The sequence below is a fragment of the Stenotrophomonas sp. WHRI 8082 genome (assembly GCF_040223995.2).
In the GTDB taxonomy this organism is placed as follows: domain Bacteria; phylum Pseudomonadota; class Gammaproteobacteria; order Xanthomonadales; family Xanthomonadaceae; genus Stenotrophomonas.
This window is the reverse complement of the sequence record NZ_CP167826.1, coordinates 2,351,792-2,376,373: the sequence shown is the minus strand read 5'-3', so window position 1 is coordinate 2,376,373 and position 24,582 is coordinate 2,351,792. Positions and strand designations below refer to the sequence as shown.

Annotated in this window: 13 protein-coding genes; 6 read left to right on the top strand and 7 right to left on the bottom strand. The window is 59.8% G+C overall.

The annotated features are described in order from the left end of the window. Positions 1-11 precede the first annotated feature (11 nt). The 4 genes from ABRP17_RS10370 to ABRP17_RS10355 all read right to left on the bottom strand — a co-directional run bounded on the left by ABRP17_RS10370 (position 12) and on the right by ABRP17_RS10355 (position 10,185). On the bottom strand, positions 12-5,384 hold the full coding sequence (locus ABRP17_RS10370) for a DNA translocase FtsK (protein ID WP_372486750.1): 5,373 nt from the start codon (positions 5,382-5,384) through the stop codon (positions 12-14). A gap of 58 nt (positions 5,385-5,442) precedes the next feature. Next, entirely contained in the window at positions 5,443-6,876 is a 1,434-nt protein-coding gene (locus ABRP17_RS10365) for a hypothetical protein (RefSeq protein ID WP_349984724.1), read from the bottom strand. Next, positions 6,873-8,624: a hypothetical protein gene (locus ABRP17_RS10360; protein ID WP_349984725.1), complete on the bottom strand. Its 1,752-nt coding sequence runs from the start codon at positions 8,622-8,624 to the stop codon at positions 6,873-6,875. Before ABRP17_RS10360 ends, ABRP17_RS10365 begins: the two co-directional genes overlap by 4 nt. Positions 8,625-8,889: 265 nt before the next feature. Continuing rightward, entirely contained in the window at positions 8,890-10,185 is a 1,296-nt protein-coding gene (locus ABRP17_RS10355) for a DNA cytosine methyltransferase (RefSeq protein ID WP_349984726.1), read from the bottom strand. A gap of 626 nt (positions 10,186-10,811) precedes the next feature. On the opposite strand from ABRP17_RS10355, the gene ABRP17_RS10350 reads away from it, so the two are divergent. Then, the gene (locus tag ABRP17_RS10350) at positions 10,812-12,626 is read left to right on the top strand and encodes a hypothetical protein (protein ID WP_349984727.1); all 1,815 of its coding nucleotides are present in this window, start codon (positions 10,812-10,814) and stop codon (positions 12,624-12,626) included. 477 nt (positions 12,627-13,103) lie between these two features. On the opposite strand, the gene ABRP17_RS10345 is transcribed toward ABRP17_RS10350, so the two are convergent. Next, positions 13,104-15,572 carry a hypothetical protein gene (locus ABRP17_RS10345; protein ID WP_349984728.1) on the bottom strand — a complete coding sequence of 823 codons (2,469 nt, stop codon included), beginning with the start codon at positions 15,570-15,572 and terminating at the stop codon, positions 13,104-13,106. Positions 15,573-15,664: 92 nt separating this feature from the next. Beyond that, positions 15,665-18,352 (bottom strand): pyruvate dehydrogenase (acetyl-transferring), homodimeric type, encoded by a 2,688-nt coding sequence (gene aceE, locus ABRP17_RS10340; RefSeq protein ID WP_349984729.1) that lies wholly within the window; start codon positions 18,350-18,352, stop codon positions 15,665-15,667. Positions 18,353-18,601: 249 nt separating this feature from the next. Between aceE and ABRP17_RS10335 the strand changes: the two genes are divergently transcribed. From ABRP17_RS10335 to ABRP17_RS10315, 5 genes are all read left to right on the top strand, one after another. Beyond that, positions 18,602-20,971: a SpoIIE family protein phosphatase gene (locus ABRP17_RS10335; protein ID WP_349984730.1), complete on the top strand. Its 2,370-nt coding sequence runs from the start codon at positions 18,602-18,604 to the stop codon at positions 20,969-20,971. A 3-nt stretch (positions 20,972-20,974) separates the two neighbouring features. Beyond that, complete coding sequence (locus ABRP17_RS10330) at positions 20,975-21,355, top strand: STAS domain-containing protein (RefSeq protein ID WP_349984731.1); 381 nt, start codon at positions 20,975-20,977, stop codon at positions 21,353-21,355. Between the two features lie 210 nt (positions 21,356-21,565). Next, complete coding sequence (locus ABRP17_RS10325; RefSeq protein WP_349984732.1) at positions 21,566-22,084, top strand: PadR family transcriptional regulator; 519 nt, start codon at positions 21,566-21,568, stop codon at positions 22,082-22,084. A gap of 52 nt (positions 22,085-22,136) precedes the next feature. Then, positions 22,137-22,937, top strand: coding sequence for a siderophore-interacting protein (locus ABRP17_RS10320; protein ID WP_349984733.1), 801 nt, complete (start codon positions 22,137-22,139; stop codon positions 22,935-22,937). 209 nt (positions 22,938-23,146) lie between these two features. Further along, positions 23,147-23,554 carry a hypothetical protein gene (locus tag ABRP17_RS10315; protein WP_349984734.1) on the top strand — a complete coding sequence of 136 codons (408 nt, stop codon included), beginning with the start codon at positions 23,147-23,149 and terminating at the stop codon, positions 23,552-23,554. Between the two features lie 303 nt (positions 23,555-23,857). On the opposite strand, the gene ABRP17_RS10310 is transcribed toward ABRP17_RS10315, so the two are convergent. Continuing rightward, positions 23,858-24,574: a YceI family protein gene (locus ABRP17_RS10310; RefSeq protein WP_188325884.1), complete on the bottom strand. Its 717-nt coding sequence runs from the start codon at positions 24,572-24,574 to the stop codon at positions 23,858-23,860. Positions 24,575-24,582 lie beyond the last annotated feature (8 nt).

Here is a 24,582-nt window from a genome sequence, read left to right as displayed (position 1 = left end):
CCATTATTTACCTAGTCATCGAGGCTGTACCTTGCGAATTGGACACGGAGCTTTCCACTTCCCGTCTTAATGAGCGCGTCGCCTTTGCCGACGAGCTGTTCCGCTCCGCCTTCGTCCAAGACAACCCGACTCTCGACTAGCGTATTCACCCTTAGGGCGATCTTACCTGGGAGGTTGCCCTTAACCACGGTATTTACAACGGTCACAACTGGCTTCTGGGTCGAGACGATCAAGTGTATTCCCGCAGCTCTGGCCTTCTGGGAGATCCTCTTCAAGTTCGACTCGACCTTCTTCCGCTCATCGTCGTCATTCGTCAAATCCGCGTACTCGTCCAAGACTATGATCCACCGCGGCAGCATCTTCCCTGACGCAGTGTACTCCGCAATGCTACGCACGTTTCCAGGCGCCGACTTGAACAAGGCATAGCGGCGCTCCATCTCATGAACGGCCTCCTCCAGCATTACAATTGCATCCTCGGGCATAGTGCCGATGGGGCCATCCATATGCGGAAGGTCCTCCAATGAATTGAGCTCCGTACCCTTCGGATCGATCAATTTCAGCCTCAACTCCTCTGACGAATAGAAGTGTGCAGCACCATGAAGGATGGTCAGGAGAGCCTCGGATTTACCACTCCCTGTTACACCAGCCATTAGCAGATGGGGGGAGTTTGAGCTGGAAAAGTCAATTTCAACGATCTCCCCCGAAGAGTCCTCGCCCACCGGAACGGCGAATCCCTTAGATGGTCGCTGCCACCTATTCCACATTTCCTCAGCGTCCACGAAGTAACGTTCAGAGTCAGCCTTTGGCACTGTGATGACGACATTGCCATTGTGAGTGGAGCAACCAAGCTGCATGTCCGCAGCAAGGCGCATCCTCAACTTCAGATTCTGAACCTGCGCCTCAATCTTGCTCACTGAGACTCCGTACGCCGGAACTACCGCATATTCAACGAAAGCAGGGCCCTCCTTATAGGGCGACTCGGCTTTTGGCCGGTTAACTTTTACGTGAAACTCGGACAAGTAGGAAATCAGCTTGTCATATCGCTGCTCGAGGGTCTTCTGATCTATCTTGCTGGGCAGAGATGATCGCGGGGTTGCAGCCTCTACCTTGGGACCAAGCTCTTCTGCCACGTAAACGGGGTCCGAGCTCAGAAGCGGATTTGCTTCAGAGTCAATGTCCTCATTAATCTTAGATTGACCGAGGCGCGCGGCTTTGTCCTCTGAAATCTCTTCCACCTCAGTCTGAAGCTCGCTTGTACTCGTTCCCTGGCAGCACAAGTCTTCAACTGAATGTGCCAGAGCAGCCACCACCACTTCATGGCACTCAGCGTCCCCGCCTTCCTCCCCCCAGAGCACCGCATCGTACGCGACAGGATCAATACGAATTTCAATCCGCCGATCGCCTTCGTCATCGTACTCTCCGCCAAACTCATCCCAAGATGCGCTTTCGCCTTGTTCGGTCCTCGCCCAAGCCTGATACCAAATCAGAATCCCCATCCCAGTGGCGAATTTTGCTTTTCCTTCGGCTACAGAACGCAAGATGCCAACTGCGTGCTCGCTACTCTTACTATTCAGCTGAAGGCCGGCGTCAAGTACGGCCAGAAGACGTTGACCAAGAATTGATGCTTTGCTTCCTGCCGCCGAACTGATGTTTGAGCACAACTCTGAGAGTTGCTTGCTGTAGTCCCTCAGCTGTTCGGCATGCTCCCTGAGGCGCTCCTCGCCTGCTTTTGGAAAAACCGTCTCGACCTCGGATTTCACTAGGCCGTAGTGCTTGATCTCAATTGGGATAAGGTTGACGCATGAGAAGTCAGCGCCGCTACTAGCCGCGCTTATTCCCAGCAGATCAGCGCGTCGCCTACTGTCACCTCGCGCGTAGCCAACGGTATCCCGCAAGAACGGATCCACGGCGTCTACAGGCACGATCAGCCGCAACTCGCCTGGGGGCGCTTCATCTACCCATCGCTGCAGCGATCTGAGGGCAAAGAAGAACCCTATGGCCCCGGTCGCCTGATGATGACCGATTGACAGCAGAGTGTTGAGACCGATTGCTCGTCTCGCAAGGGTTGATACTAGAAGCCGAGCCCTTGAATCGATCTCCACGTTCGTCGCCGCAGGGTTGAGACGCTTGAGCCGCTCTCGTATAGCCCCACTTAGTGCCGCAGGGACGTTTGCGAGAACGAAATAGGGCTGGACCCGCGCCTCTTCGCCGCGGAATGCACCTACCGTAGTTGCTGGCCTCCAGTCCCATAGAACATAGTTACCACCGACATGGCTGGACGCAGCAAGTGCGAGTGCCTGGGGGTCTACTCCAAAGTCTCCAGCGACTAGCCAATTGGGAGTTGCCTTACCCACTGCGAAATTCGCCATGACGTTTACCATATAGGCCTCGTCTATAGCTCCTTCGTACTGTTTCAATAGCGAAGAGAGCTCAAAATCTGCTTCGTCCCTGTGCCCAAGGCTGTAGTCCAGTGTGGTGAATCGACCGGGGCTTTTTCTGATGGGGGTACGTCGCAATGGAAGGCTCGGCAGCCAACCCTGCGAGCGGCCTCCTCTTACCACTATCGCCTTTGCGGCTCCACCTTCAACAAACGTGATATGGCTTTCGCTGGTGTCGCCGTCTGGGGCCGAGCGCCACGTGAGATTGAAGCCCGGCCTCGCCGAAAGGAGACCCTCGTCGAGCCTGCCGAGCGCCGGAATATCACCCAGTCGGTGCTTCGAGTCTCTGATCGTGACCCCCGCTACTCCCGAAAGCTCTGAGCTCGAAGCGGCGAGTTCCTTCAGCTTTACAATGAGCCCTTCGTCCATAGCAGCAGATCTACGCGCTTGTGTCGCGCTTGTTAGGGCAATCTGCAATGTCTGTACTTCTGGAGAGACACGCAAAAAGTCGTCGACCGCAGACGAAATAGATGAAGGAGTCAGCGTCGACAGGCCTTCGGCAGGGAACCGCTCACCCTGCAACCAGTCAGGAATCACTGGAGAGCCGTCGAGGATTGGAACGCTTACGTGCCAACCAATATATAAATCCCTTGGTCGCGCGTCCACGGGCACAGGCAAGAACGGGATCTCTTGATCGAAAACGTTCAGTGCCGCAACGAATGCAGGAAAATTCGTTCCGTCGAGTAGGGACAGGGTCGCCGCGGGCAAGGCGCCGTCAGCATATGCCTCTCTCAGACCCACCTGAACCTTCCAGGCCCATGCAAGCCTAATGGGATGGAGTGGGCTGAGTAGCACCGCCGCTGCGCTCTGAAGGCCGCTCTTCTCGGAGAACACAACGGCACTGAATGGGTTCCGCGCCCAGAACTGATCTGATGCAGAAAGTCTGGCGATGGATTGGAGAAGCAAAGAGTAAGCGGCAAGAACAGCGTTCACACGCCTTTTGTCGAGTGCATCAAGCGGAACCCGGGAGACCGTGAGCTCGCCAGATCGCTCTCGCTGCTCGATTGTGGTGACTAGCTCGAGGACGCCTAGATCTTGGTATGCGCTCCTAAGAGAGGCGTACGCCGGCAGGTTAAGGAGGTCGCCACTAGGGGCACTTGGGTAAAGATCCAGCCTGTCCTGAAGGCTAATTGCAGACTTACACCCTGGAATTGAACCGCCATAAGCTTCCGCCTGCTTGGAGGTGGTCGCGGAGATGGCTCCCAGTGCATGCCTAGGCCCAAGCTCCGCGAGGATATGCTGCATCTCCAGCTCGAGCTGGCCCAAAACGGAGGGTTCAAGTAGCTTGTCCGTAGCGGGTCGCGCACCGCTTGCTGCTGCGGTAAAGGGCGATATCGGTCGACTACTGGTGGACGCAATGTCTAGCGCGAAGGAGATGTTGGAGTTCGCCTTGAGGTCCACGGAGGAGGTGAGGTCCTCAATAGCACTAGCGAACTGGCCATTAGTCCCCCCCCACGCCAGACACTCCATCGGCTGGCCGTCCAGCGACCAGCCAGTTTGACTAAGCTCCAGATCGCTACCCCAGGCGGCATACATCTCGTACCGAGACGGCTTATTAATCAACGCAACCGTCGACTCGTTTGCCCGGGCCTTACAAACCCAAGGTCCAAGCGCGCGGCCACGGCCTCGGCCAGCCGACTCTTCCCTAGCCCAAAAAAGACATTCGTCCGGGCGTATCTGGACCAAGATGAGCGGCTCTACTGCCCGCACGTACTCGGGACCTTTCACCTTGATCGCCAAGCTGTTTGGCTTTGCCTTGCTAGGGGTCAGCGTTAGATCGCCAACCAGAGTAATGGTTCCTGCAGTGACCTCATACTTCTTGACTTCAAATGAGGCTCGGCAAGTACCCACGCCCGACACCTGAATTCGCGGAACCCCCTTCCCGTCCCTAAGTGAATCAGGAATTTCTTTATCCTGTTCCAAGGGAACAACGAGTTCTACCCCAACATAGATGGACTTGCGGGAGACTTCATCGTGGAAATCAGTGGCCGTCGCTACCAGCACCGGGGGCGACTGCGGAAACGGGCGCGGCAATGGAACCCCAGTTCGTTGAATGATCAGTTGAGCACGATCGTCGACCACGGGCGCACTGAACGCGGTCTGGTCGAGTGCGGCCCATCCTTCTGTCTTCAACTTCTGGTCGGCTCGCGAGGCTAGCGCGACTCTAGCTACTGCCGAATCACTATCGTACTGGGCGTGCTCAACCGTCGCTGCCCAATCAATCCGGTCGAGCGGACTCGTCTCTTCGTCTTCCCCAAGCCCGGTTTGCAGCCGTGCAAGTTCTGCACTGATGCCATCAGCATCCACCCATCGCTCTTGCAAGATCTTGACGTAGTTCTTTGGCTTGATGCCCAGCGTCTTCTTGCGGCCTGGATTTGGCAGCCCGGCTGCGCCGTAGAGGAACGCGGCCGTATCCGACCCACGATCACGGGCATGGACGATTACATTATCCACCCAGCTTTCGACGTGGATCCACCAATCCTTAGCAACGCTCGATTGACCACCGCTAGTGATCTCGTAGACATCAGCCAAGAACTTCAGGATCTCCTGCGTTACGGGATCTAGCTCCTCGAGCTCGATCTCCAGTTCGGCACAATGCTCTAGCAACACGGCGGCAATAGCGGCCGACAGATCAACAAGCGTGGCGACGCCTGCGCCCATCTCGCCGGACTGAGTAGACGGGAATCCGGCACTCAGTAGAAGAGGATAGACGCTACTGTAGGTGGCCATACCTCGATTCTTGCTGGCATACGTCACCGCAAGATGCTGCCCTTGCCGATACATCGCCAGCTCGCGGAAGTCTACTCGAGGCTCAACTCCCACGAGATCGTCCACCTTCTCGTGCACGAGCATCGCGAAACTAGGCACCTGATGGAAAGTCGAATTCGCGCCCTGCAGAACATCCTTGATGAAGTCAGGCGGCAGATCATCGGGCAGCTCAAGCATGAGTTGTCCGCCCATTTTTGCAGCGACAATCGCAATGGCCTTGCCGATCAATGGCATGTTACTTCCCCCCGATTCCAAGATTGATCTCGATCCCCTCGTCCCCGTCAGCGGCGCCCGCGCAGAGACCCGCGCGTTCGAGCTCTGACAGCAGGAAATCGATTCGCGGCTTCAAGCCTAGCGCGTCCAGTTGCCGCTGCACATCACCCAACCGAAGCTCACTACCTGGTGAACTCGACGACATTGCCGCCATGACAACGATCCACTCGGGTCCGGGCGATACGTGCGTGAAGTTCCGGTTGACTCGCCTGAGGAATGCATAGTGGTCGGGAACGTCAGATCCCGTACGTGCAATCAGCGAGTACCTCACTGTCTCTACAAGGTTCGTGGTGCCCGAGTCATCACCTGCCTCCAGCCGCTCCTTCAGTTCTTTCGAATGCTTGGTTCGCAGCAGGGTGATGACGTCAGCGAGCTGCTTGCAGTCTGCCTTCTCGTCTTTCAGCACAGCCTCGATTGCCTTGCGACAGGTCGAACCATAAATCAGGCTCTGCCTCATGCTTGGCATGACGTCCATCTGGGCAATGCTGCCCTTTTGGTACGGGATCAAAGGCCGGCTTGGCAGCAAGGAGAGTCGCGCCACATTAGCGGCGTCGCGACTGCCATCTCGCACTCCACGAGCAAGCTCCGCGAAGAAGTTTGCCTCCCAGAGAAAGGCGAAGCCAAGCGCATTGCGCAGCACACACACCGCCCAGGCTGACCACTTCCGTGGCGACAGCGCGGTGTACCACTGCTCGGAACACAATCTGTCCCAGCTATCGCGGAACCAGGAGAAGGGAGTGCCAAGCTGCTGGTTCAAGACGTCAGCCGTCCACCAATCTGGCAAAGTCCTTGATTTGGCCCCTTCAGCCAAGACCGCCTTAGCCTGAGGCCAGACCTGGGGAAGGTACTCCGACAGAGACGTGCTCGCGAGAGCCTCCTCAATACGGCTGAGTACAGGATCCCCGGCATAGTGAGACGCAACGTCGAACCAGCGCTCAGCGGCTGAACCACGCCCTCCCCCCAGCGCATACATCGTATTGAGTAGGCTAGCGAAGTTCGGAGGATTTGCCGCACCGAGGCCGCCAATCGGGTCTTGAAGGAGCGCGCCGCAAAGGCCAATCGCTGAAGAAGTGTATCCGACCCCTTTATCTGGCCTAACCCCCACCAGCGAGTCCGCTATGGCATCGACTACGAGCGAAGGAAGTTCGCCGTCCTTGGTTCGTACGCCCGCTTTCAGCAACGCGGCGGTAAAGCTCGCTAGCTCATCGCCATCTCTGGGCTTTGTCTGTCGGATCTGTACACGTTTCGCCTTGCTTTCCTTGCGAACATAAATGAGGCCGGCGTCCGGAGCGCTGGAGGGTCGCTCAACTACCGACCATGCCAAGGCGGAGAGTAGGATCTCGGGACTAGAAGGGTATTGCGGCCGCTTTAGCTCAGGGAAGTAGATGCTGTTCATATCGCAAGTTCCTCATGCCTTCCATTGGCGACCACTGCCAGTGTTTGCTGCGCATGGTCAATTGCTGCGATGCTTGATGACCTACAGCGCTCAATTCGCGGCTCAATGTACGCCGTAGACTCCGTTTGCCCAGAGCGACCCTCGCTAAACGACTGCGCCTCGCGCAGAAGCGCGAAGTCGAGTGCGAGCTGTCCAATTACGCCCGAATTTTCCGAGGTGTAGCACTCAATGAGTAGGCGCCCACCCATCGTACGAACCCTGAGGGATACAGCACTGATTGGCACCACCTCAACAAGCCGGGGGTGAACCTGATCCTTCAAGGATGAAATGGGCTCGGCACGGACAGAGAATGCTGGCATCAGCATGCTGTTTGCTGGTCCATCTGGGTGCTGCGGGAAGATCAATGAGCGTATCGATCGTTCCAGGTCGCTCGGCAGGGCAACCGGCTTGTTTGCACAGCTACGCTTGCACCTACGCCATTGCTTAATGATCTCCGCATTGCCGTAGGTACTCGTGCCGATGCCCACTAACCTGGCCACGTAAGCCCCGTACCAGGAGACCAGCCTGCGGCGCTCGATATCTCCGCAGCTCGGTGATTCCAAGAACTCCAAGAGCGTCTCCTCGAGGTAGGCGTCGAACGGAGACCATGCCAGCGAACCGGAGAGAAGGGCGAGAGCATCCCCACTAGGGAGATCGCCCATCGCGACACGCTGCATGGCAGCCTCAACCGAGCGCGAGTCTGTAGATCTCCATACGGCGGGATCTACAAGAGCGAGTCCGGCGTGGATTGGAGTCGCGGGCGGGTACTCTGTCCGCAGCGCCCCGACTATGGGCGATGGGGCTCGGAACAGAGCGCTGTGAGCCCTGAGCCGAGAGAGTCGAACGAGCGCTGCTAGACGCGTGCTCAGCTCCGCTTCTCCGGCCGCGACCCCGAGCAACTCGTCTACATGATCAAGCAACTCTCCATGCACTGATCCGTAGTCAACGCGCGGGCCCAGCACGGAAAGGGCCGCCGCCCCCCATACGTCCCGGTAGCTATACAGTCGACCAGACGCGATCTCAGCGGACGACAGCAACTCCTGCCAAGCTTGAGTACCCTCGCCTGTCTGCCATTGTTGAATGTTTGCACGGATCGGGCAGAGCTCTGGACGCTGATCGCGAACTGCACCAAATCGACTAATCAGCTCACTGAAAAGTGCCTGAGCGCGGGATGTCTCGGATCCATCGGGTGCGAAGAGCGAATGTGAGTCAACTGCCAAGGCGATTAAGCGAATCTGCCTTCCGTCCAAGTTGAATTCGATATTGTGGGCAGCGTGGCTACCGTCGGCTCCCGGGGAGCAAAGATCCTCTGCCCCAAGCGCTTCAAAATGCCCCTCCTCAGGATTGGCGAGCCAACGCAGGATTGAGAGGGAGAGCAAATGCGCACTGCCGGCCATCTGCTGCAATGCACGAATTTCGTCAGAGATGATCCCTCGATTAACGCAGCAGAAACTGCGTACCGGGGTGTCTTTGGAGAAACTCCACCACTTAGCCAAATCCTCCGCGAGCGCGGCATCTTGGTTCTCGTAGTCCTTACTGGGGGCTATCGTAGCGTCATTCAATAGATGGAACTCAGCACCCTTGATTGAGCCTGAGTAGATCCGGTGTGCGAGGGAATCGGACGGGTGGCTCTTCAGGCCTAACTGGTCTCCCAGATACCTCGCCGCAAAAGACTTGCCATTGCCCGCGCCGCCGACGAGGAACACCACTTCAAGGGCAGTATCCGCAGCGCTGTTCGCGATAAATCTATCAATCGCCTCTTGGACCCCCGGGACTAGCGGAGCCCGGGGCCACCAAGTGTGATCTTCGGCGCTAGGCCTGACGGCTACGTCCTCTCCGCCGAATGCGCGCCGTTGTAGTCGGTTGACCCCATCTCGAACCGATTCTTCATCCACGCCTCGTTCGGCATCAACACTAAGAGTTCCCATAATTCCCTGTTCCTCAGTCCATGGAAGAGCGACGAATCATCGCAACCTAACGATCGCGGCGTAGAATTCCGGCCAGGTTTTTACCAATTTCGCGTGCAAGCGGCACTGGTACTGCGTTGCCGATCTGGGTGTACTTAGGCAGCTCGCGGAAGTGAATTCCTTCCAGCGGATTCCCTGCCCTTCGGATTCCCCCAGTGGTGCGCTTACCACGGAACTCATACCAATCCGGGAAGCCCTGCAAACGTGCCCACTCCCGAACAGTCAAAGTGCGTGGCTGCTTAAAGTGCACGTAATCGTCGGGCAAGGAGGTTGCGGTGATCACGGGTCCATTGCGGCCCCAGGTTGCTGGCAGGAGCCGCTGGGCGAACTTTTTGGTACCGACGTAGTGCTCCTGGTTGATCATCGCCTGGAATTTTTCCCTAACGTGATCACTGTGCTTGCTGTATTCATGGTCAGTCACAGGGTCACCGGCCTTAGACACCTTGCCCTCGAGGTTCGTGCGCAATGCGATCTGAGCGTCGGTCAGCGCCGCCGTCGGATAGACATCTGTTCGTCCACCATTGAAATGGGATGGATCGACCAAGTCACCCAGAAGATCGATCAGGTCAGGCGCACCGCCGGAAGCCCGGGGGATAAACCCGAGGCCAACTGCCGTGTCATCGATGAAATCCACCTCATTGGCGCGCGTCGCGGATCCCCCGATGTCTTCACGGATACCAACTAGCATGACCCTTGGGCGATTCTGGGCGACCCCGTAGTCCTTCGCATGGACAAGTTGCGACGCAAGCCGGTAGTTGCCAATCCTCGCAAATGCGCGCTTCACGGCACGCCAGATTTCGCCACTTTCGCCGTCTGGTGTCCATCGACTTGTAAGGAGCCCACGCACGTTCTCGAAAACAAATGCCCGTGGTTGCAGGTGGCGAACAATGCTAGCCATGTCCTTGAAAAGGTGGTTCGATGGTACGTCGTATTTGTCCACAGCGTATGAGCGCCGATGACCAATCCCCGAGAATCCCTGGCAAGGGGGTCCACCCACGATCAGGTCAATCTCGCCCTGAGAAATATCGAAGGTGGACTTGAAGCGAGCTTCGAGGTCATCCAGATAGGACTTTCTCGTCATCTTTCGGGCATCGGACGAGCTGAATGGGTTCAACCACCGGGTCTCGTCCAGATCCACTCGAAAATGTTCATAGCGTTGTCGCCTGTTCACCAGATAGGTGCTACGGGCATCATCGTTTAGCTCGTTGACGTAGATCGGCGTGAACCCGGCCTCCTCCAGTCCCAAGCCGAAACCACCGCATCCGGCGAAAAGATCCACAACACTCAGAAAATTCTTTTGCAAGTCCGTCCCCAGTCAGTTCGTCTTTAGCGAACTCGACAACTTCATCAGCTGCCCCCCGGAAAATGCTCTACCAACAAGCGTTTGGGTTGAACGTTACAACCCAGGCCAATTCAGCGCACCCAAGCCATCCTCCGAAGGTACCAAATGTGCAGACCTATCCCCACTGGGCCTGACTGCACGCAATCTGACGCATTTTGACAGGACCAGGGACACTCGGCCAGTCACCTCACCGCCGGGGGCCATGCCCTGCTGCCGTTTGCACCCCATTCAAGCTTCCCGAGCACCTCCCAGTCAGTTGAGAGCTATCCAAATGAGCGGGTTCAATCCGCTCGCACTACCCACCCTGACCTACCTTCTACATTGCATGCTAGAGGATGGGGATTCAGAGCCCATTGGCGACTGCCGCGGCCTATGGAATCAGCCCCCTCTCCGGCCCTTGCGCTCAGGATGACCACGCCTACTTGACATGGCCTCGCCAGATGATGTGGCGCCACTCGCTGCGTTGATCACACCATATGCCCGCGCGCGCCCATCAGGACGGTATTCATTCGAAAGCCGCGACGAAACGCTCTGAACGTGCATCAGCGGACGTTACGATGTCAGAAACTAGCTGTTGGGAGAATGCAATGACTCAGAACCGCCCGGTCGATGCCAATGCGATTCAAGATATTGGGGATGAGGCACTTCGGCGTATTCGCCAAGTAATACCGGAAGAAGCAGCTCACCGTACATTCCTACTTCTCGAGATGCAACGCTGCTTAGACCTGAGTTTCATCGTCACAAGCGTCAGTGGCCCATGTGAGTTTGGCCGACAGCATTCCATGCTCATATGGGGAATGAACCTAGCGACCGCAGAGCTCTTGCCCTCTCTGCGGGAGTGTGGCATTCCAATGTCGGAGTCGAGCGCTGATAGCAAGATCACCGCCACGAACCTGCTAAGGCAGTTTGGAGTGGCCGCCCTGCTGCGCAGATCAGCAGAGATGATTCGGTTAGGAATGATGGAAGTTACCCACGTAGATCAAGATGGAAGTCTCACCCTTCGCTGCACCGATCAGTTCGGCCTTCATATACTGGACGCGATGGAGGAAGGCCAATGGAGGGACCTAGAGGAGAGTTGGACGTCAGAGGCGCACCCGTCGCACGGCTGGACGATCATTCCTTACTCTGAAACCGACGAACATTCCGATTCTATTGGTGCGTATTGGCGATGCTCTCGTGAGCCCCGGACGGAATGGGATCGCGAATCAATTTTTAGGACGATGGCATCGCTCGTGCGCCCATGGGAGACGCCATACGGGACCTTCATTCAGTACGACGCTGACCCCTTAGTTGATAGTTACTTTATTGATCGCGCGGACCTGTATCTAGAAGAATTGTTTTCACAGGGCGGCATTCACCCATCTACCGACTTTGAACTTTTTACGGGCCACGATTTATTGAAGGTTCTGGCATTTTTGGTCAGCGTCTATCAGAAGCACGTCAAATTCTGCCTCATTGCTGTAGAGGCGCGCCCCCAACTTGATCTGGCCGCCTGCCTAACTCTCTGGGAACCTCGACAGAAGCTGCTTGAAGCCATCGCGGGCGCTGCATCCCTCTCCGCTGATGTTGTGAGCAGCGTTATGGATTACCTAACCGTGAGTGCAAAGGATTCAGACCGCCTCCTCAGGGAGATGACGCCCGTTCGACCAATGTTCGTCGACTTAGGTAACGGGATGATCATACGCCCAACCTCAAGCCTGGGCGCCAATCCTCTCTCGCAGTTCAAGATGATCTCAAATTGGCGAAACGCATCCTCTATCAACGCCATATCGAAGCGTCGGGAGAGTTGGCTCAGGGACGACCTCTTCTCGCTCTTTGGAGGTCGTCGCTATGTATGCGTCAGCGGAGGAATAGTGATCAAGCAAGGTGGTCGAATTCTTACCGACATTGATGCCGCTATTTTTGACAGAGCTACGGGTGAACTCGCACTGTTTCAGCTCAAATGGCAAGACTACGATACCGATAATGTTCGACAGCGAGCCAGCCGCGCGAAGAACTTCGCTGATGAGGTCGACACCTGGGGAAATACGGTCGGCGCCTGGCTCTTGTCGGAGGGGCCGCTCGGCATCGCGCAGGCGATGCGGCTCAATGCGAAGAAGGGCGAGCTGCCCACATCCTGCTTCTTGTTTGCACTGTCGAGAAGCGTGGCCCGTACACATGCTTATGGGCGCCCCATCACTAGCGCATGGATCTCCGCGTGTACTTGGCCACAACTCCGAAGGCTTCGGAGCCAGATCGGCCCGGCCAGTCGTGTTTTTTCTCGGCTCCACGAAGTACTGAGGGAGGAAGAGGCGAAATCGTCCGGAGGTTACGAACCCCGTGACTACGTCACTCAACTGTGGGACGGCCGTAGGCTCACTTTCTCTGGATTTTGGCACGAGAAGGTCGATGTTTCTGGATGAACCGCGCATCACGCTGCCGCACTTATGCGCCCACCCCTCACCCGTACTTGCCTAACGCCACAGCAGCGACTTGCTGGAAGGAATCAGGGCCGCTGACGTACTTGGCGCGCGGCTGCTTGCATACTTAGCGCAAAGCAATTACCGCACAGCCGTTGCTCTAGAAAACCACGCCCAGACCCTAATGTCGAAATCCTTCTTGCAATGGAATCCGGCAGCCACTAAAGCAGCCTCGTCGCATTGCACCTCAAGCAACCTGCGAGTTCGGCGCAGAGGCTTCGCTACACGTGCGGCGTCAGGGGGCCCGCACCCTTCTGAAGAATCAGGAGGTGATCCCTGGATCCAGCGACGCGCCCACCCACTGTACCGCCAAGCCGCCCCCTGAAACGCTAGCCAAGCGCTACAGAGGGCGCCCTTGCCTACCCAAACTTTCCCTCAAACTAAGTGAGACAGAATGTAGTGCGCAACAAGAGACTGCGGCTAACCCCTATTTAAACCACGCTTTTTCGCCAATGTCATACGTGGAACGGCCTCCCCCACCTTTCTTTCATTGATGGCTTGCAGCCGGCGCTTCAACAATTCCACCTCACCCGAAACACGTCGATCACTATCCTTGGACCGCAAGTATGTGTCCAGTCGAAGTAGCTCCTTAGTGGCAAGCGGGAGCTGAGGCGGTCGCGACTTCAAGTAACCCCAACACTTCTGAACAGAGCATCTGTACCAACTTACGCCGAGATCCTCGGCCTTCGCCAATGAAGTATCGCAAGCGCGCACATCCCCCTGACGCGCTTCAATAAGCCCCCTCATAAACCAAGCCTCCCCCTGATCAGGAAGGAGTTCAACCGCGATCTTGGCTTGATGCAATGCTGCATCAATGTCCTGCTTTGCTGAAAATAGGAAGTAAGCAAATCGCTCACGAAGATGCCCGTTCAAGCTATCCGAGGCTACTGCCTGCTCAAACAGCCTTTGGCTCTCGACGATGTCTCCCTCGCGACGAGCCATCTCAGCCGCCTTAGCCAGCGGAGTTCGGAAGGCTTCGTCACCAGGGCCCACCTTGTAACGAGACGCAGTCTTTACGAGAGAAGATATTCTTGAGGCTATTTTTGCAACCTCGGCTTCGGTTGGACTCGCACTTCCACCTGGGAGTACAACCTGCTTTCCCTTCGAAAAGTCGATAAAATTCTTGGTGAATCCAATATGTACGTCACCCGAAACAGTAACGACGGACGCGATCCCCCTAGATTCCTCCAACACTTGCTCCATGGAGGAAACAGTGACGCCAGCCACTTCACAGCAGACCCTAAGGGAGTAGGACTGGTGCACGTCTGCGACCCTGGCCATTAGAAGAAGTACGCGTCGCTCCTTAAGCTCTATTCGCGACCATACATCAGCAAACAGGAAGTCCCCGAGATCCTTATTCAGCATCTTTGCAACGCGTTCCGTTGCGCGCTCAATTTTCCTTGTTGATGGGTCGCAGAGCGCACTGACAAAAGCTTCAAGAACAATTGGCCGGCGCTCAATCTTCTCAATCTCTCGCTGAAGTTCTTCGACCTTCGTGTTAACTGCCAATATGCAGTTCAACTTGCGCGATCGCTCACGAACGAATTCCACTGCCTCTGCCATTTCGAGTACTGGCACCTCGATAGGCGTCGCTTCCAAATGCTCCTTTCTTCTTGACGTCAAGAGCACCCGTCCGATCTTTCGCGCTATTTCCTTAAGCTCGCGCCCGACGGCTCTACTCTCGCCATCGTCAGACATCAGCGTTTCCGTGTTATCAATTACCAGCCATACGTCCTTTCTTTTGACCCCCTCTTCCGTCATTCGCCCCTGAAGATTGGAAACGGCCGCAATAAAGTCCAACCTGTAGAAATCAGGCGCAGGGTAAGATCCGAAGATCAGAACGTTTATATTGGCGAGGAGCTCTATCAAATGTGGTTGGCCAGACTTAATTGGTTCTAGGCCATTGAGGCCCCACTGCGTTCTCTTCGCAGTGTAGAAGATAACGATCTTTGGTTTCCAGGCGACTTCCACCTCCTGATCGAGAATTCGATGCACAAATTCAATTGCTAGAGTCGTCTTACCAAAGCCGCCGTCACCGTAGACAAGGCAGGCCCGCGCACCTTCATCTTCATACCACTCAAGAAGCTCGTCGATCTGTGAAATTCGGCCGGTGAATGAGTCAGTCTTCCTGTCGGGCATTGAGACTCTGGCGCCCCATTCATTTTGCCACTCCAAAAGCGAGGGAAGCCCCTTTCCACGTAGCGCCTCAAATGGATTAGGTGCATCGTAGTTGAAGTCGGCCCGAATCCCAGCTCCATCTAATATCTGGCAATAGACACGGACTCTGTCGGACGCAAGGCGTTGAATTCGCCTTATCAGCGCAGGAATGCCATCCCTCGCCTTTAGAAACTTTAATTCGATGACGTCCGCGTCAATTCCAAATCTGGCAGAGCCACCCGACTGATCCGCTCGAGGAAGGACTGACTGGAGAGAATCTACAAGAAATTTGAACGCATCGGCTTCTTGCGCGGGCATGTAGCCGCCGAACAGTCCATGCCCCTCACCGCCATCGTTTCGTAGTTGCACGAGCGCGCGAAGTAGCCCAAGCAGGTTCTTAGGATGGTTGCCACATAGTTCCGCTGCGGGCCTATCCAGAACGCTTTTCAGCAGAAGGCGAGAGACGCCAGACCAGCCAGTCTGTTCAGCAGCGATTAGTAGCGCGTCCAGAGCATCCACCAAACTTCCATCCGCCGGCTTCCAGAGCGAATCCACTACGTACTTTGGAGGGGTTAGCGACGGATCTGGCGCCTTGTTCCCAACCCATTCCAACAAGCCAAACACTGCCTGCTGGAGCAGAAGTCGAACCCCGACAATTACCCGCACCCTGGCTTCAACCTCATTACTACAGGCGGCAACTTCCTTGACGTAATTCTCGAAATACTTTTGCATGTCCCCCCCCCGGCATGTTCGGATTTTTCAGACATCATCGCAAAAAAAGGCAGCCACTTGGCTGCCTCTTTCTGGCTCATAAACAATGGGCATCAAACCCCAACCGGATTACCCTTCTCAGGATCAATCTTGTACTGCTTGATCGCCCGGGCCACATCCTTACCCGTCATCTTCCCTTCCTTAGCCAGCGCCGCAATAGCAGCATGCGCGATGTAGTACCGGTCAACCTCGAAGAAGCGACGCAGGTTCGCCCGCGTATCCGAACGACCAAAACCATCCGTACCCAGCACGGTGTAGTGCCCCGGGATGAACGCACGGATCTGGTCCGCATACGCACGCACGTAGTCGGTCGCGGCAACCACCGGACCCTGGCGGCCTTCCAGCAGCTCGGTCACGTACGCCTTGCGCTGCTCGCCTTCCGGGTGCATGCGGTTGTAACGCTCGGCATCGAAACCATCGCGACGCAGTTCGTTGAAGCTCGGGCAGCTCCAGATATCGGCGGTCACGCCGAAGTCCTTGTCCAGCAGCTCGGCCGCGGCAATCGCTTCGCGCAGGATCGTGCCCGAACCCAGCAGCTGCACGCGCAGCTCGTTCTTCTTCGGCTTGCCGGCGTCGGTCAGCAGGTACATGCCCTTGACGATGCCTTCGGCCGCACCTTCGGGCATTTCCGGGTGGGTGTAGTTTTCGTTCATCAGGGTGATGTAGTAGTACTCATCAATCTGATCTTCCATCATCGCCTTGGTGCCGTGCTGCAGGATCACCGTCACTTCATAACCGAAGGTCGGGTCATAGCTGCGCACGTTCGGGATGCCACCGGCAGCCAGATGGCTGTGGCCATCTTCGTGCTGCAGGCCTTCACCGTTCAGCGTGGTGCGGCCGGCGGTGCCGCCCAGCAGGAAGCCACGCGTCCGCATGTCCGCTGCCTGCCACGCGATGTCGCCCACGCGCTGGAAGCCGAACATCGAGTAATAGATGTAGAACGGCAGCATCGGCACGTTGCTGACCGAATAGCTGGTACCAGCGGCCATCCACGAGGCGATCGCACCCGGCTCGCTGATGCCCTGCTGCAGCACCTGGCCGCTCTGGTCTTCGCGGTAGAACATCAGCTGGTCCGCATCCACCGGCTTGTACTTCTGGCCGAACGGGGCGTAGATGCCGATCTGGCGGAACAGGCCTTCCATACCGAACGTACGGGCTTCGTCGGCCACGATCGGCACGATGTGCGGGCCCAGTTCCTTGTCACGCAGGGTGATGTTCAAGCTCTGCACGAAGGCCATCGTGGTGGAGTACGAACGCTCGCCACTGCTCTTCAGCAGGCGCTCGTAGGTTTCCAGCTTCGGTGCGTTGAAGCTCTTGCTGGCCTTGCGGCGACGCTGCGGCAGGTAGCCGCCCAGCGCGGAACGGCGTTCCTGCAGGTACTTCACTTCCGGCGAATCCGGGCCGGGGTGATAGAACGGCACCTGGCCGTCCTTCAGCTGCTCGTCGGTCACCGGAATGTTGAACCGGTCGCGGAAGTGGCGCACCGCTTCGTCGTCCAGCTTCTTGGTCTGGTGGGTCGGGTTCAGTGCCTCGCCGGCGCTGCCCATGCCGTAGCCCTTGACCGTCTTGGCCAGGATCACGGTCGGCATTCCCTTGGTGTTCACGGCCTGGTGGTAGGCGGCAAACACCTTGTGCGGGTCGTGGCCACCACGGTTCAAGCGCCAGATGTCATCGTCGGACAGGCCGGACACCATCGCAGCGGTTTCCGGGTACTTGCCGAAGAAATGCTCGCGGGTATACGCGCCACCGAAGGCCTTGCAGTTCTGGTATTCGCCGTCGACGGTTTCCATCATCAGCTTCTTCAGGACGCCATCGGTGTCCTTGGCCAGCAGGGCATCCCAGTAACCGCCCCACAGCAGCTTGATGACATTCCAGCCGCCGCCACGGAACACGCCTTCCAGTTCCTGGATGATCTTGCCGTTGCCGCGCACCGGGCCGTCCAGGCGCTGCAGGTTGCAGTTCACCACGAAGATCAGGTTGTCCAGGCCTTCGCGGCCGGCCAGCGCGATCGCGCCCAGGGTTTCCGGCTCGTCGCTCTCGCCGTCGCCGATGAAGCACCACACCTTGCGGTCGGACTTCTCGATCAGGCCACGGTTTTCCAGGTAACGCAGGAACTGCGCCTGGTAGATCGCGGCGAGCGGGCCCAGGCCCATCGACACGGTCGGGGTCTGCCAGTAATCGGGCATCAGCCACGGATGCGGATAGCTCGACAGGCCACCGCCGTCCACTTCCATGCGGAACTTGTCCAGCTGCGCTTCGTCGATGCGGCCTTCCAGATAAGAACGCGCATAGATGCCCGGGGCGCTGTGGCCCTGGATGAACAGCAGGTCGCCCGGATGGTTGTCGCTCGGGGCGCGCCAGAAGTGGTTGAAGCCGACGTCATACAGCGTCGCGCCGGAGGCGAAGCTGGCGATGTGGCCGCCCAGGTCGCCCGGCTTGCGGTTGGCACGCACCACCGTGGCCATCGCATTCCAGCGGATGATCGAGCGGATGCGCCATTCCAGATCGGCGTCGCCCGGGCTCTTGGCCTCCAGGTTCGGCGCGATGGTGTTCACGTATTCGGTGGTGGGAGAGAACGGCAGGTACGCGCCCGAACGACGGGTCAGCTCCACCATGCCTTCCAACAGTTGATGCGCGCGCTCGGGGCCCTCGACATCAATCACGGCCTTCAACGACTCGATCCACTCCTGGCTTTCCACCGGGTTCGGGTCGTTGTTCAGCAGCTCGTTCAACCAGTTCATTAGCGCTCCCATTACCGCACGCACGCGCGCGACTGTTATTGATTTCTAGACCGCAAAGTGTAGCGCACCGGGGGCTTCCGTCACTTGGCTACGCGTGCGTATGGTCGTAAATGGCTTGTTTGTCTGCGGACTGTCCAAAGCTGTCCCGGCCAATGTTTCCAAGACGTTACGTGCGCAGCGGAACCCGTTCCTTGCCCCGCCGGGCCCCGCCATGCCATTGATCCGGGACGGAAAACCAAGGATGAGGTCATGCGCAGCCGTCCCCCGCCTGCACCCCCTGTGCCCCCGCGCGGACGCAGTCTGCGTACCCAGCTGATGCTGTGGTCGTGCCTGGTCCAGGCGGCATTGTTGCTGCTGCTGGTGACACTGTTCTATCTGGGGGGCCGTGCGCTGGTGCATCAGCAGGCCATGGCGCAGCTGAACCACCTGGCCGAGCAGACCGCGCGCAGCCTGGGCAACTCGCTGCGTTCGGCGCAGATCACCGGCGACATGCTGCTGGCCCCGCTGGCCGGCAACGCCTTTGATACCAACCAGATGCACGGGCTGCTGCATGCGGCGGTGGTGGCCGACCCTAACGTGGACGGCGCCACGGTGATCATCGAACCCGACCGCGTGCCGGGCATGCCCGATGGCTACGCCTGCCATGACGTGTTGCTGGATGGGGCCGTGCAGCAGCGCTGCGGCGCCGATCTGGACCTCAACGGCCGGCAGCGTAGGTGGTACCGCAAAGCCCTGCATGCCACGGGCCCGTGGTGGTCCGAACCGTATGCCAATCCCAGCGAAGAGGGCCGGTTGTTCATTACTTACAGCGTGCCGCTGCGGCTGCCCGGCGAACTGCTGCCGGCCGGGCTGGTCAGCGTGGACGTACCGCTGGCGCGCCTGCGCCACGACCTGGGCCAACTGCCGCACACCTCGCGCCTGCGCGCCACGTTGCTGGCGCCGGACCACCGCGTGGTGCTGAGCTCTGCGCCGGAGATAGAACCCGGCATGTCGCTACGGCGCTACCTGCAGCACCGGCCGGACCTGGCGCCGCTGTTCGATCCCAAGCAGCCCCCGCTGCCCGACGACGAAGGCTTCGACCATCAGGGTCGCGATGGCACCCGTTTCCTCAGCCGCATCGCCCCGCTGGAGCAGGCCGGCTGGCAGGTGGTGCTGTCGGCCGACCACGATCTGCTGCTGGGCGATCTGCGCCGGGTGACCTGGTGGGCGGTGGGCCTGGGGGTGCTGGGCGTGCTGGTCTGGTTGCTGCTGGTGCGACGCCATGCGCAGCGGCTGCTGCTGCCGATGGAAACGCTGACCGCCGCCGCGCGCCGTTTCAGTGTGGGCCACTTCAACCAACCGCTGCCCTACCCGCGCCAGCACGACGAAGTGGGCGAGATGAGCCGGGCGTTCGAGCGGGCGCGACAATCCATCCTGCAGCAGATGCACACCATCGAGCACATGGCCAGCGCCCGCGAGCGCAGTGAAAGCGAGCTGCGCATCGCCCGTGGCATCCAGCAGGGCATGCTGGCGCCACCGCCGCAGCTGCAGGCCGATGGCTTCGTGCTGCGCAGTTCCACGGTACTGGTGCCGGCGCGCGAAGTCGGCGGGGATTTCCACCACATCGCGCCCTTGGATAGCACCACGCTGTGCTTCGTGATCGGCGATGTATCCGGCAGCGGCGTACCGGCCGCGTTGTTCATGGCGCGGGTGCTGACGTTGTTGGAGGCAGCCATGCAGTTGCACCGCCAGCCGGGGCACATCCTTGCCGAGGCCGCACGCCACGTGGCCCAGCGCAACGAGGCGTGCATGTTCGCCACCGTGCTGTGCGGGGTGGTGGACGTGGCCACCGGCCAGTTCGAGCTGGCCAGCGCGGGGCACGAATCGCCGTTGCTGCGGCGCGCCGATGGGCAGGCGACGGTGGTGCCAATGCGCAGCGGGCCGGCGCTGGGTATCAATGCGCGATCGGTGTTTCCCTGCGCGCGCGGGCTGCTGGGCCCTGGCGAATACCTGCTGGCGTATACCGATGGCATCAGCGAAGCGCAGTGCCCGAAGCACCGCTGGTTCGGCATGGAGCGCGTGCTGGCGGTGGTGACCGATGTCGCCGACGATCGCCGCGTCTGTGATGCGGTGGTGGCGGCGCTGCAGGCGTTCTGCGTAGGGGCCGGCAACCTGGACGACCTGGCCCTGCTCAGCGTGGGCCGGCAGCTGTCGTGGCCGCCGCTGCATCTGCGCGCGCCCGCTGATCGCGATGGGCTGTACTCGTTGCTTTCGCGGCTGGAGCGCGGGCTGCTGGCGATGGGCCTGCAGGAGGAACCTCGCCAGCGCGCGCGGCTGGTGGTGGATGAGTTGTTCGGCAATGTGCTGGTGCATCAGCGAGAGCTGTCGCAAGTGACTCTCGACGTCACTGCAACCCTGGATGACGATGGATTGGCACTGCAGTTGCGCGATACCGGCCGGCCCTTCGATCCCGCCGCCGTGCCCGCGCCGGACCTGGATGCGCCCTTGCAGGATCGCGTAGTCGGCGGCTGGGGCCTGCATCTGGTCCGCTCGCTGTGCACCCGTTTTATCTACTGCCGCCGCGATGGCAGCAACCGTGTCCATCTGCTGCTGCCGTTGGCAGCGCCGCGTCAGGAGTAAGCCATGCCCCGTCTGAGCCTGCGAATCGAGCCCGGTGATGGCCCCTACCAACGGATTTTCCTGTCCGGCTGGCTGGACGGCAGCACGCATCCGCAGCTGGATGAGGCGATGGCGCCCCTGCTGCACGACGGCACCCACATCCTGGAGTTCAACCTGGCGGGGCTGGAATACATCTCCAGTGCCGGCCTGCGTTCGATCTTCCGCGCCCGCAAGGCCCTGCACGCCCACGCCGGCCGCGTACTGGTGATGCAACCGCAGCCAGGCGTGCGCAAGGTATTCGAACTGGTGAAGGCCGTGCCGGTAGAAGAGATCTTCGCCTCGCAGGCCGAACTGGACGGCTACCTGACCGCGATCCAGGACAAGGTCGCCCGCGGCGAGCTGTAACCCCGGGTAGTGACGGCCGCTGGCCGTCAGCCGTTACCCGGCACCGGAACCCACAGCCTCGGTAGTGCCGACTTCAGTCGGCACCGAACTCCCGCAGTGCCGGGAAACCCCCCTCTTCCGTGAATGACGGCCACCGGCCGTCACTACCGTGTGCTTGCTTCCCACTCCTTATCGATATATCGTTTCGACACCCGGTACCGATATATCGAAATGACTCCCCCGCGTCCCGCTCCCTCCCCCACCCGCCTGCTCAGCCGGGGCGACCTGCGCCTCTTGGCGCTGGCCCTGTTGGGCGAGCAGCCGCGCCACGGTTACGAGCTCATGCAGCACGTCAGCGAGCTCTTCGCCCGGGCCTACACCCCCAGCGCTGGCACCATGTATCCGCTGCTGGCCAGCTTCGAACAGGCCGGCTGGGTACTCGGCGAGGACGATGCCGGCCGCCGGCGTTTCCACATCACCGATACCGGCCGCGCCGAACTGCTGGCGCGCCGCGATGAAGTGAAAGCAGCCCAGCACCGCGCCTGGCACCGCGCCCGCGATATCGCCAAGGCCGACATGCCGCCCGCGCTGCGCGATGCGCTGCGCCAGTTCAAAGTCGCGCTGGTCCGTCACCACGGCCGCTGGGTGGACGGCGAAGCCGAGCAGGTGGCCGATTACCTGTTGCGTGCCACCGCGCTGCTGAACGGCCAACCTGTCACACCCCCCGATTCTTCGACCCCGCCCGCCTGAGCCAGCCCGGTCGACCTGCGCGTCTGCGCCCTACTCTCTGCAGGAATCCCCCATGTCCCACCACGAAAACAAGCGCCTGCGCCTGGATGTCCGCTTCCGCGAACTGACCGTGCTGCGCACCGAAGACATCACCCCCCACATGCGTCGCGTGATCCTGGGCGGTGCCGATCTGGCCGGCTTCGATTCGCCCGGCGCCGACGACCATATCAAGCTGTTCTTCCCCAACAGCAGCGGCGAGATGGTGCTGCCGACCATGACCGCCGAGGGCCCGCGTTACCCGGAAGGCAAGGAGCATTCGCCGGCCCGCGACTACACGCCGCGCGGCTGGGATCATGAAGCGGGCGAGCTGGCCATCGACTTCGTGCTGCACGGCGACCACGGTGTCGCCGGCCCGTGGGCTGCCCGCGCACAGCCGGGCGACACGCTGGCCGTGGGCGGCCCGCGCGGGTCGTTCCAGGTGGCCGATGACTACGACGGCTATGTACTGATCGGCGATGAAACGGCGCTGCCGGCGATTGCACGCTGGCTGGAGGTGCTGCCTGAAACGGCCGAGGTGCAGGTGCTGATCGAAGTGGCCGACGAAGAAGAGCGCCAGGACCTGCCGCAGGGGGACAACGTGCGCATCCAGTGGCTGGAGCGCAATGGCTTCCCGGCGGCCAGCAGTTCGTTGCTGGAAGATGCGCTGGTGGACTTCGAGGCCCCGGAAGGCGACGTGTTCTATTGGATCGCCACCGAATCCCGCCGCGCCCGCATGATGCGCAAGTTCTTCGAAGGCCACCACGCCGTGCCACGCGATTGGATCCGCTCCACCGGCTATTGGAAAGCCCACCCGGATGACAGCGACGGCGATTGAACCCTCCCGAGGGTAGAGCCGAAGGTAGAGCCGACTTCAGTCGGCTGCCCCATCGCGGACGATGACGGTGCCAGCCGACTGAAGTCGGCTCTACCGGAGCAAGAGCGAGAGCGAGAGCCAGAGCAGCAACAGCACCACCACCAACAACACCGGCGACCGGCCACGCTGTTCCCCCGCCACGCCACCCCGATTGGCGCGATAATCGCGCCATGACCGACCTCTCTGTTCCTACCCTCGCCGCGGCGCTCGAGCGCCTGCAGGCCGACGATGCTGCCTTCGATTCCCTGCTGGCCCCCCACGGCGAGTCCACCAGCCTGCGCACGCTGTTGATGTCCCTGCTGCAGACCAAGCACGCGGCGCTGAAAGCCGATACGGATATGAACCTGGTGGCGGACATCCTGCGCCGCGACCAGAAGTTCTCGCCGCCCGGACGCCCTTCGGTGCATCTGGTGAAGTTGCGCACGCAGCAGGCCAGCACCAAGCAGGCCGCACTGGTGGCCCGCCAGGCGTACGGCCGCGCCGCGCAGGATTTCGTGCGCGCGCTCGACCTGAAGATCACCCCACGCCTGACGCCAATCGCGGTGACCGACCGCTGGCTGCAGACGCGCCTGACCTGACCCCACAGACGAGGCACCATCGCGACGGATGACGCGCCATCGCGGTAGCGCCGAGCCATGCTCGGCGAGCGCAGCGGCGCAGTTCGCGGTTCACGCGCGGCCAAGGTTTCCGCCGAGCGTGGCTCGGCGCTACCAAGCAGCGCGCCAATTTTTCCCAAGTACGTGTCGACGCCGAGCAGTACGCAAGGGTTTCCAGGTGAGCATCGACGCCAAGCAGCGCGCAACGTCTTCAAGTACGTATCGACTACGCCGCAAAAAAAAACCCGCCGTCACCGGCGGGTTTTTCATGCAGCCTGCCGTGGATCAGGCAGCCGGCTTTTCGCCGGTGGCTTCGGTCGTGATGCGGATCTTGACCTCGTCGCTGACGTTCGGGGCATATGCGCCGACGCCGAAATCGCTGCGCTTGATGGTGGTGGTGGCATCGAAACCAGCCGCCGGCACCTTGGCCATCGGGTGCTCACCGCCGCCATTGATGGTGACGTCCAGGGTGACCGGCTTGGTCTGGTCCTTGATGGTCAGGTCACCGGTGACGGTCAGCTTGTTGGTGCCCGCGGCTTCCACCTTGGTGCTCTTGAAGGTGGCGGCCGGGAACTTGCCGGCGTCGAAGAAATCGGCGCTCTTCAGGTGCTCGTCGAACTTAGCGGTGAAGCTGTTCAGGCCGGTCAGCGGCAGCTTCACTTCCACGGTGGACTTGGTCACGTCGGCCGCGTCATACACCAGCGTGCCTTCGGCATTGCCGAAGTGGGCGGTCGGGTGGGAGAAACCGAAGTGGCTCCACTGCGCCAGCACGTCGGTGTGGGTCGGGTCGAGCTTGTAGGTGCCCGATGCGATCTGCACGGCTTCGGCCGGGGCAGCGGCAGCGGCGTCGGTGGCCGGGGTGGTGGTCGGCGCAGCAGCGGCCGGTGCGGTGGCATCGGCGGCCGGAGCAGCCGGCGCAGCCGCTTCTTCAGCCGGCTTGGAGCAGGCCGCGATCGCCAGGGTCAGGGCGAGCGGCAGCAGCAGCTTATGGGTCTTGGTCATGTTCGGAC

Coding starts and splice junctions, on each gene's coding strand:
- ABRP17_RS10325 (WP_349984732.1), top strand. CDS start 21,566: ATGACTCCCCCGCGTCCCGCTCCCTCCCCCACCCGCCTGCTCAGCCGG.
- ABRP17_RS10320 (WP_349984733.1), top strand. CDS start 22,137: ATGTCCCACCACGAAAACAAGCGCCTGCGCCTGGATGTCCGCTTCCGC.
- ABRP17_RS10330 (WP_349984731.1), top strand. CDS start 20,975: ATGCCCCGTCTGAGCCTGCGAATCGAGCCCGGTGATGGCCCCTACCAA.
- ABRP17_RS10310 (WP_188325884.1), bottom strand. CDS start 24,574: ATGACCAAGACCCATAAGCTGCTGCTGCCGCTCGCCCTGACCCTGGCG.
- aceE (WP_349984729.1), bottom strand. CDS start 18,352: ATGAACTGGTTGAACGAGCTGCTGAACAACGACCCGAACCCGGTGGAA.
- ABRP17_RS10370 (WP_372486750.1), bottom strand. CDS start 5,384: ATGCTTGAGCTGCCCGATGATCTGCCGCCTGACTTCATCAAGGATGTT.
- ABRP17_RS10365 (WP_349984724.1), bottom strand. CDS start 6,876: ATGAACAGCATCTACTTCCCTGAGCTAAAGCGGCCGCAATACCCTTCT.
- ABRP17_RS10345 (WP_349984728.1), bottom strand. CDS start 15,572: ATGCAAAAGTATTTCGAGAATTACGTCAAGGAAGTTGCCGCCTGTAGT.
- ABRP17_RS10335 (WP_349984730.1), top strand. CDS start 18,602: ATGCGCAGCCGTCCCCCGCCTGCACCCCCTGTGCCCCCGCGCGGACGC.
- ABRP17_RS10350 (WP_349984727.1), top strand. CDS start 10,812: ATGACTCAGAACCGCCCGGTCGATGCCAATGCGATTCAAGATATTGGG.
- ABRP17_RS10315 (WP_349984734.1), top strand. CDS start 23,147: ATGACCGACCTCTCTGTTCCTACCCTCGCCGCGGCGCTCGAGCGCCTG.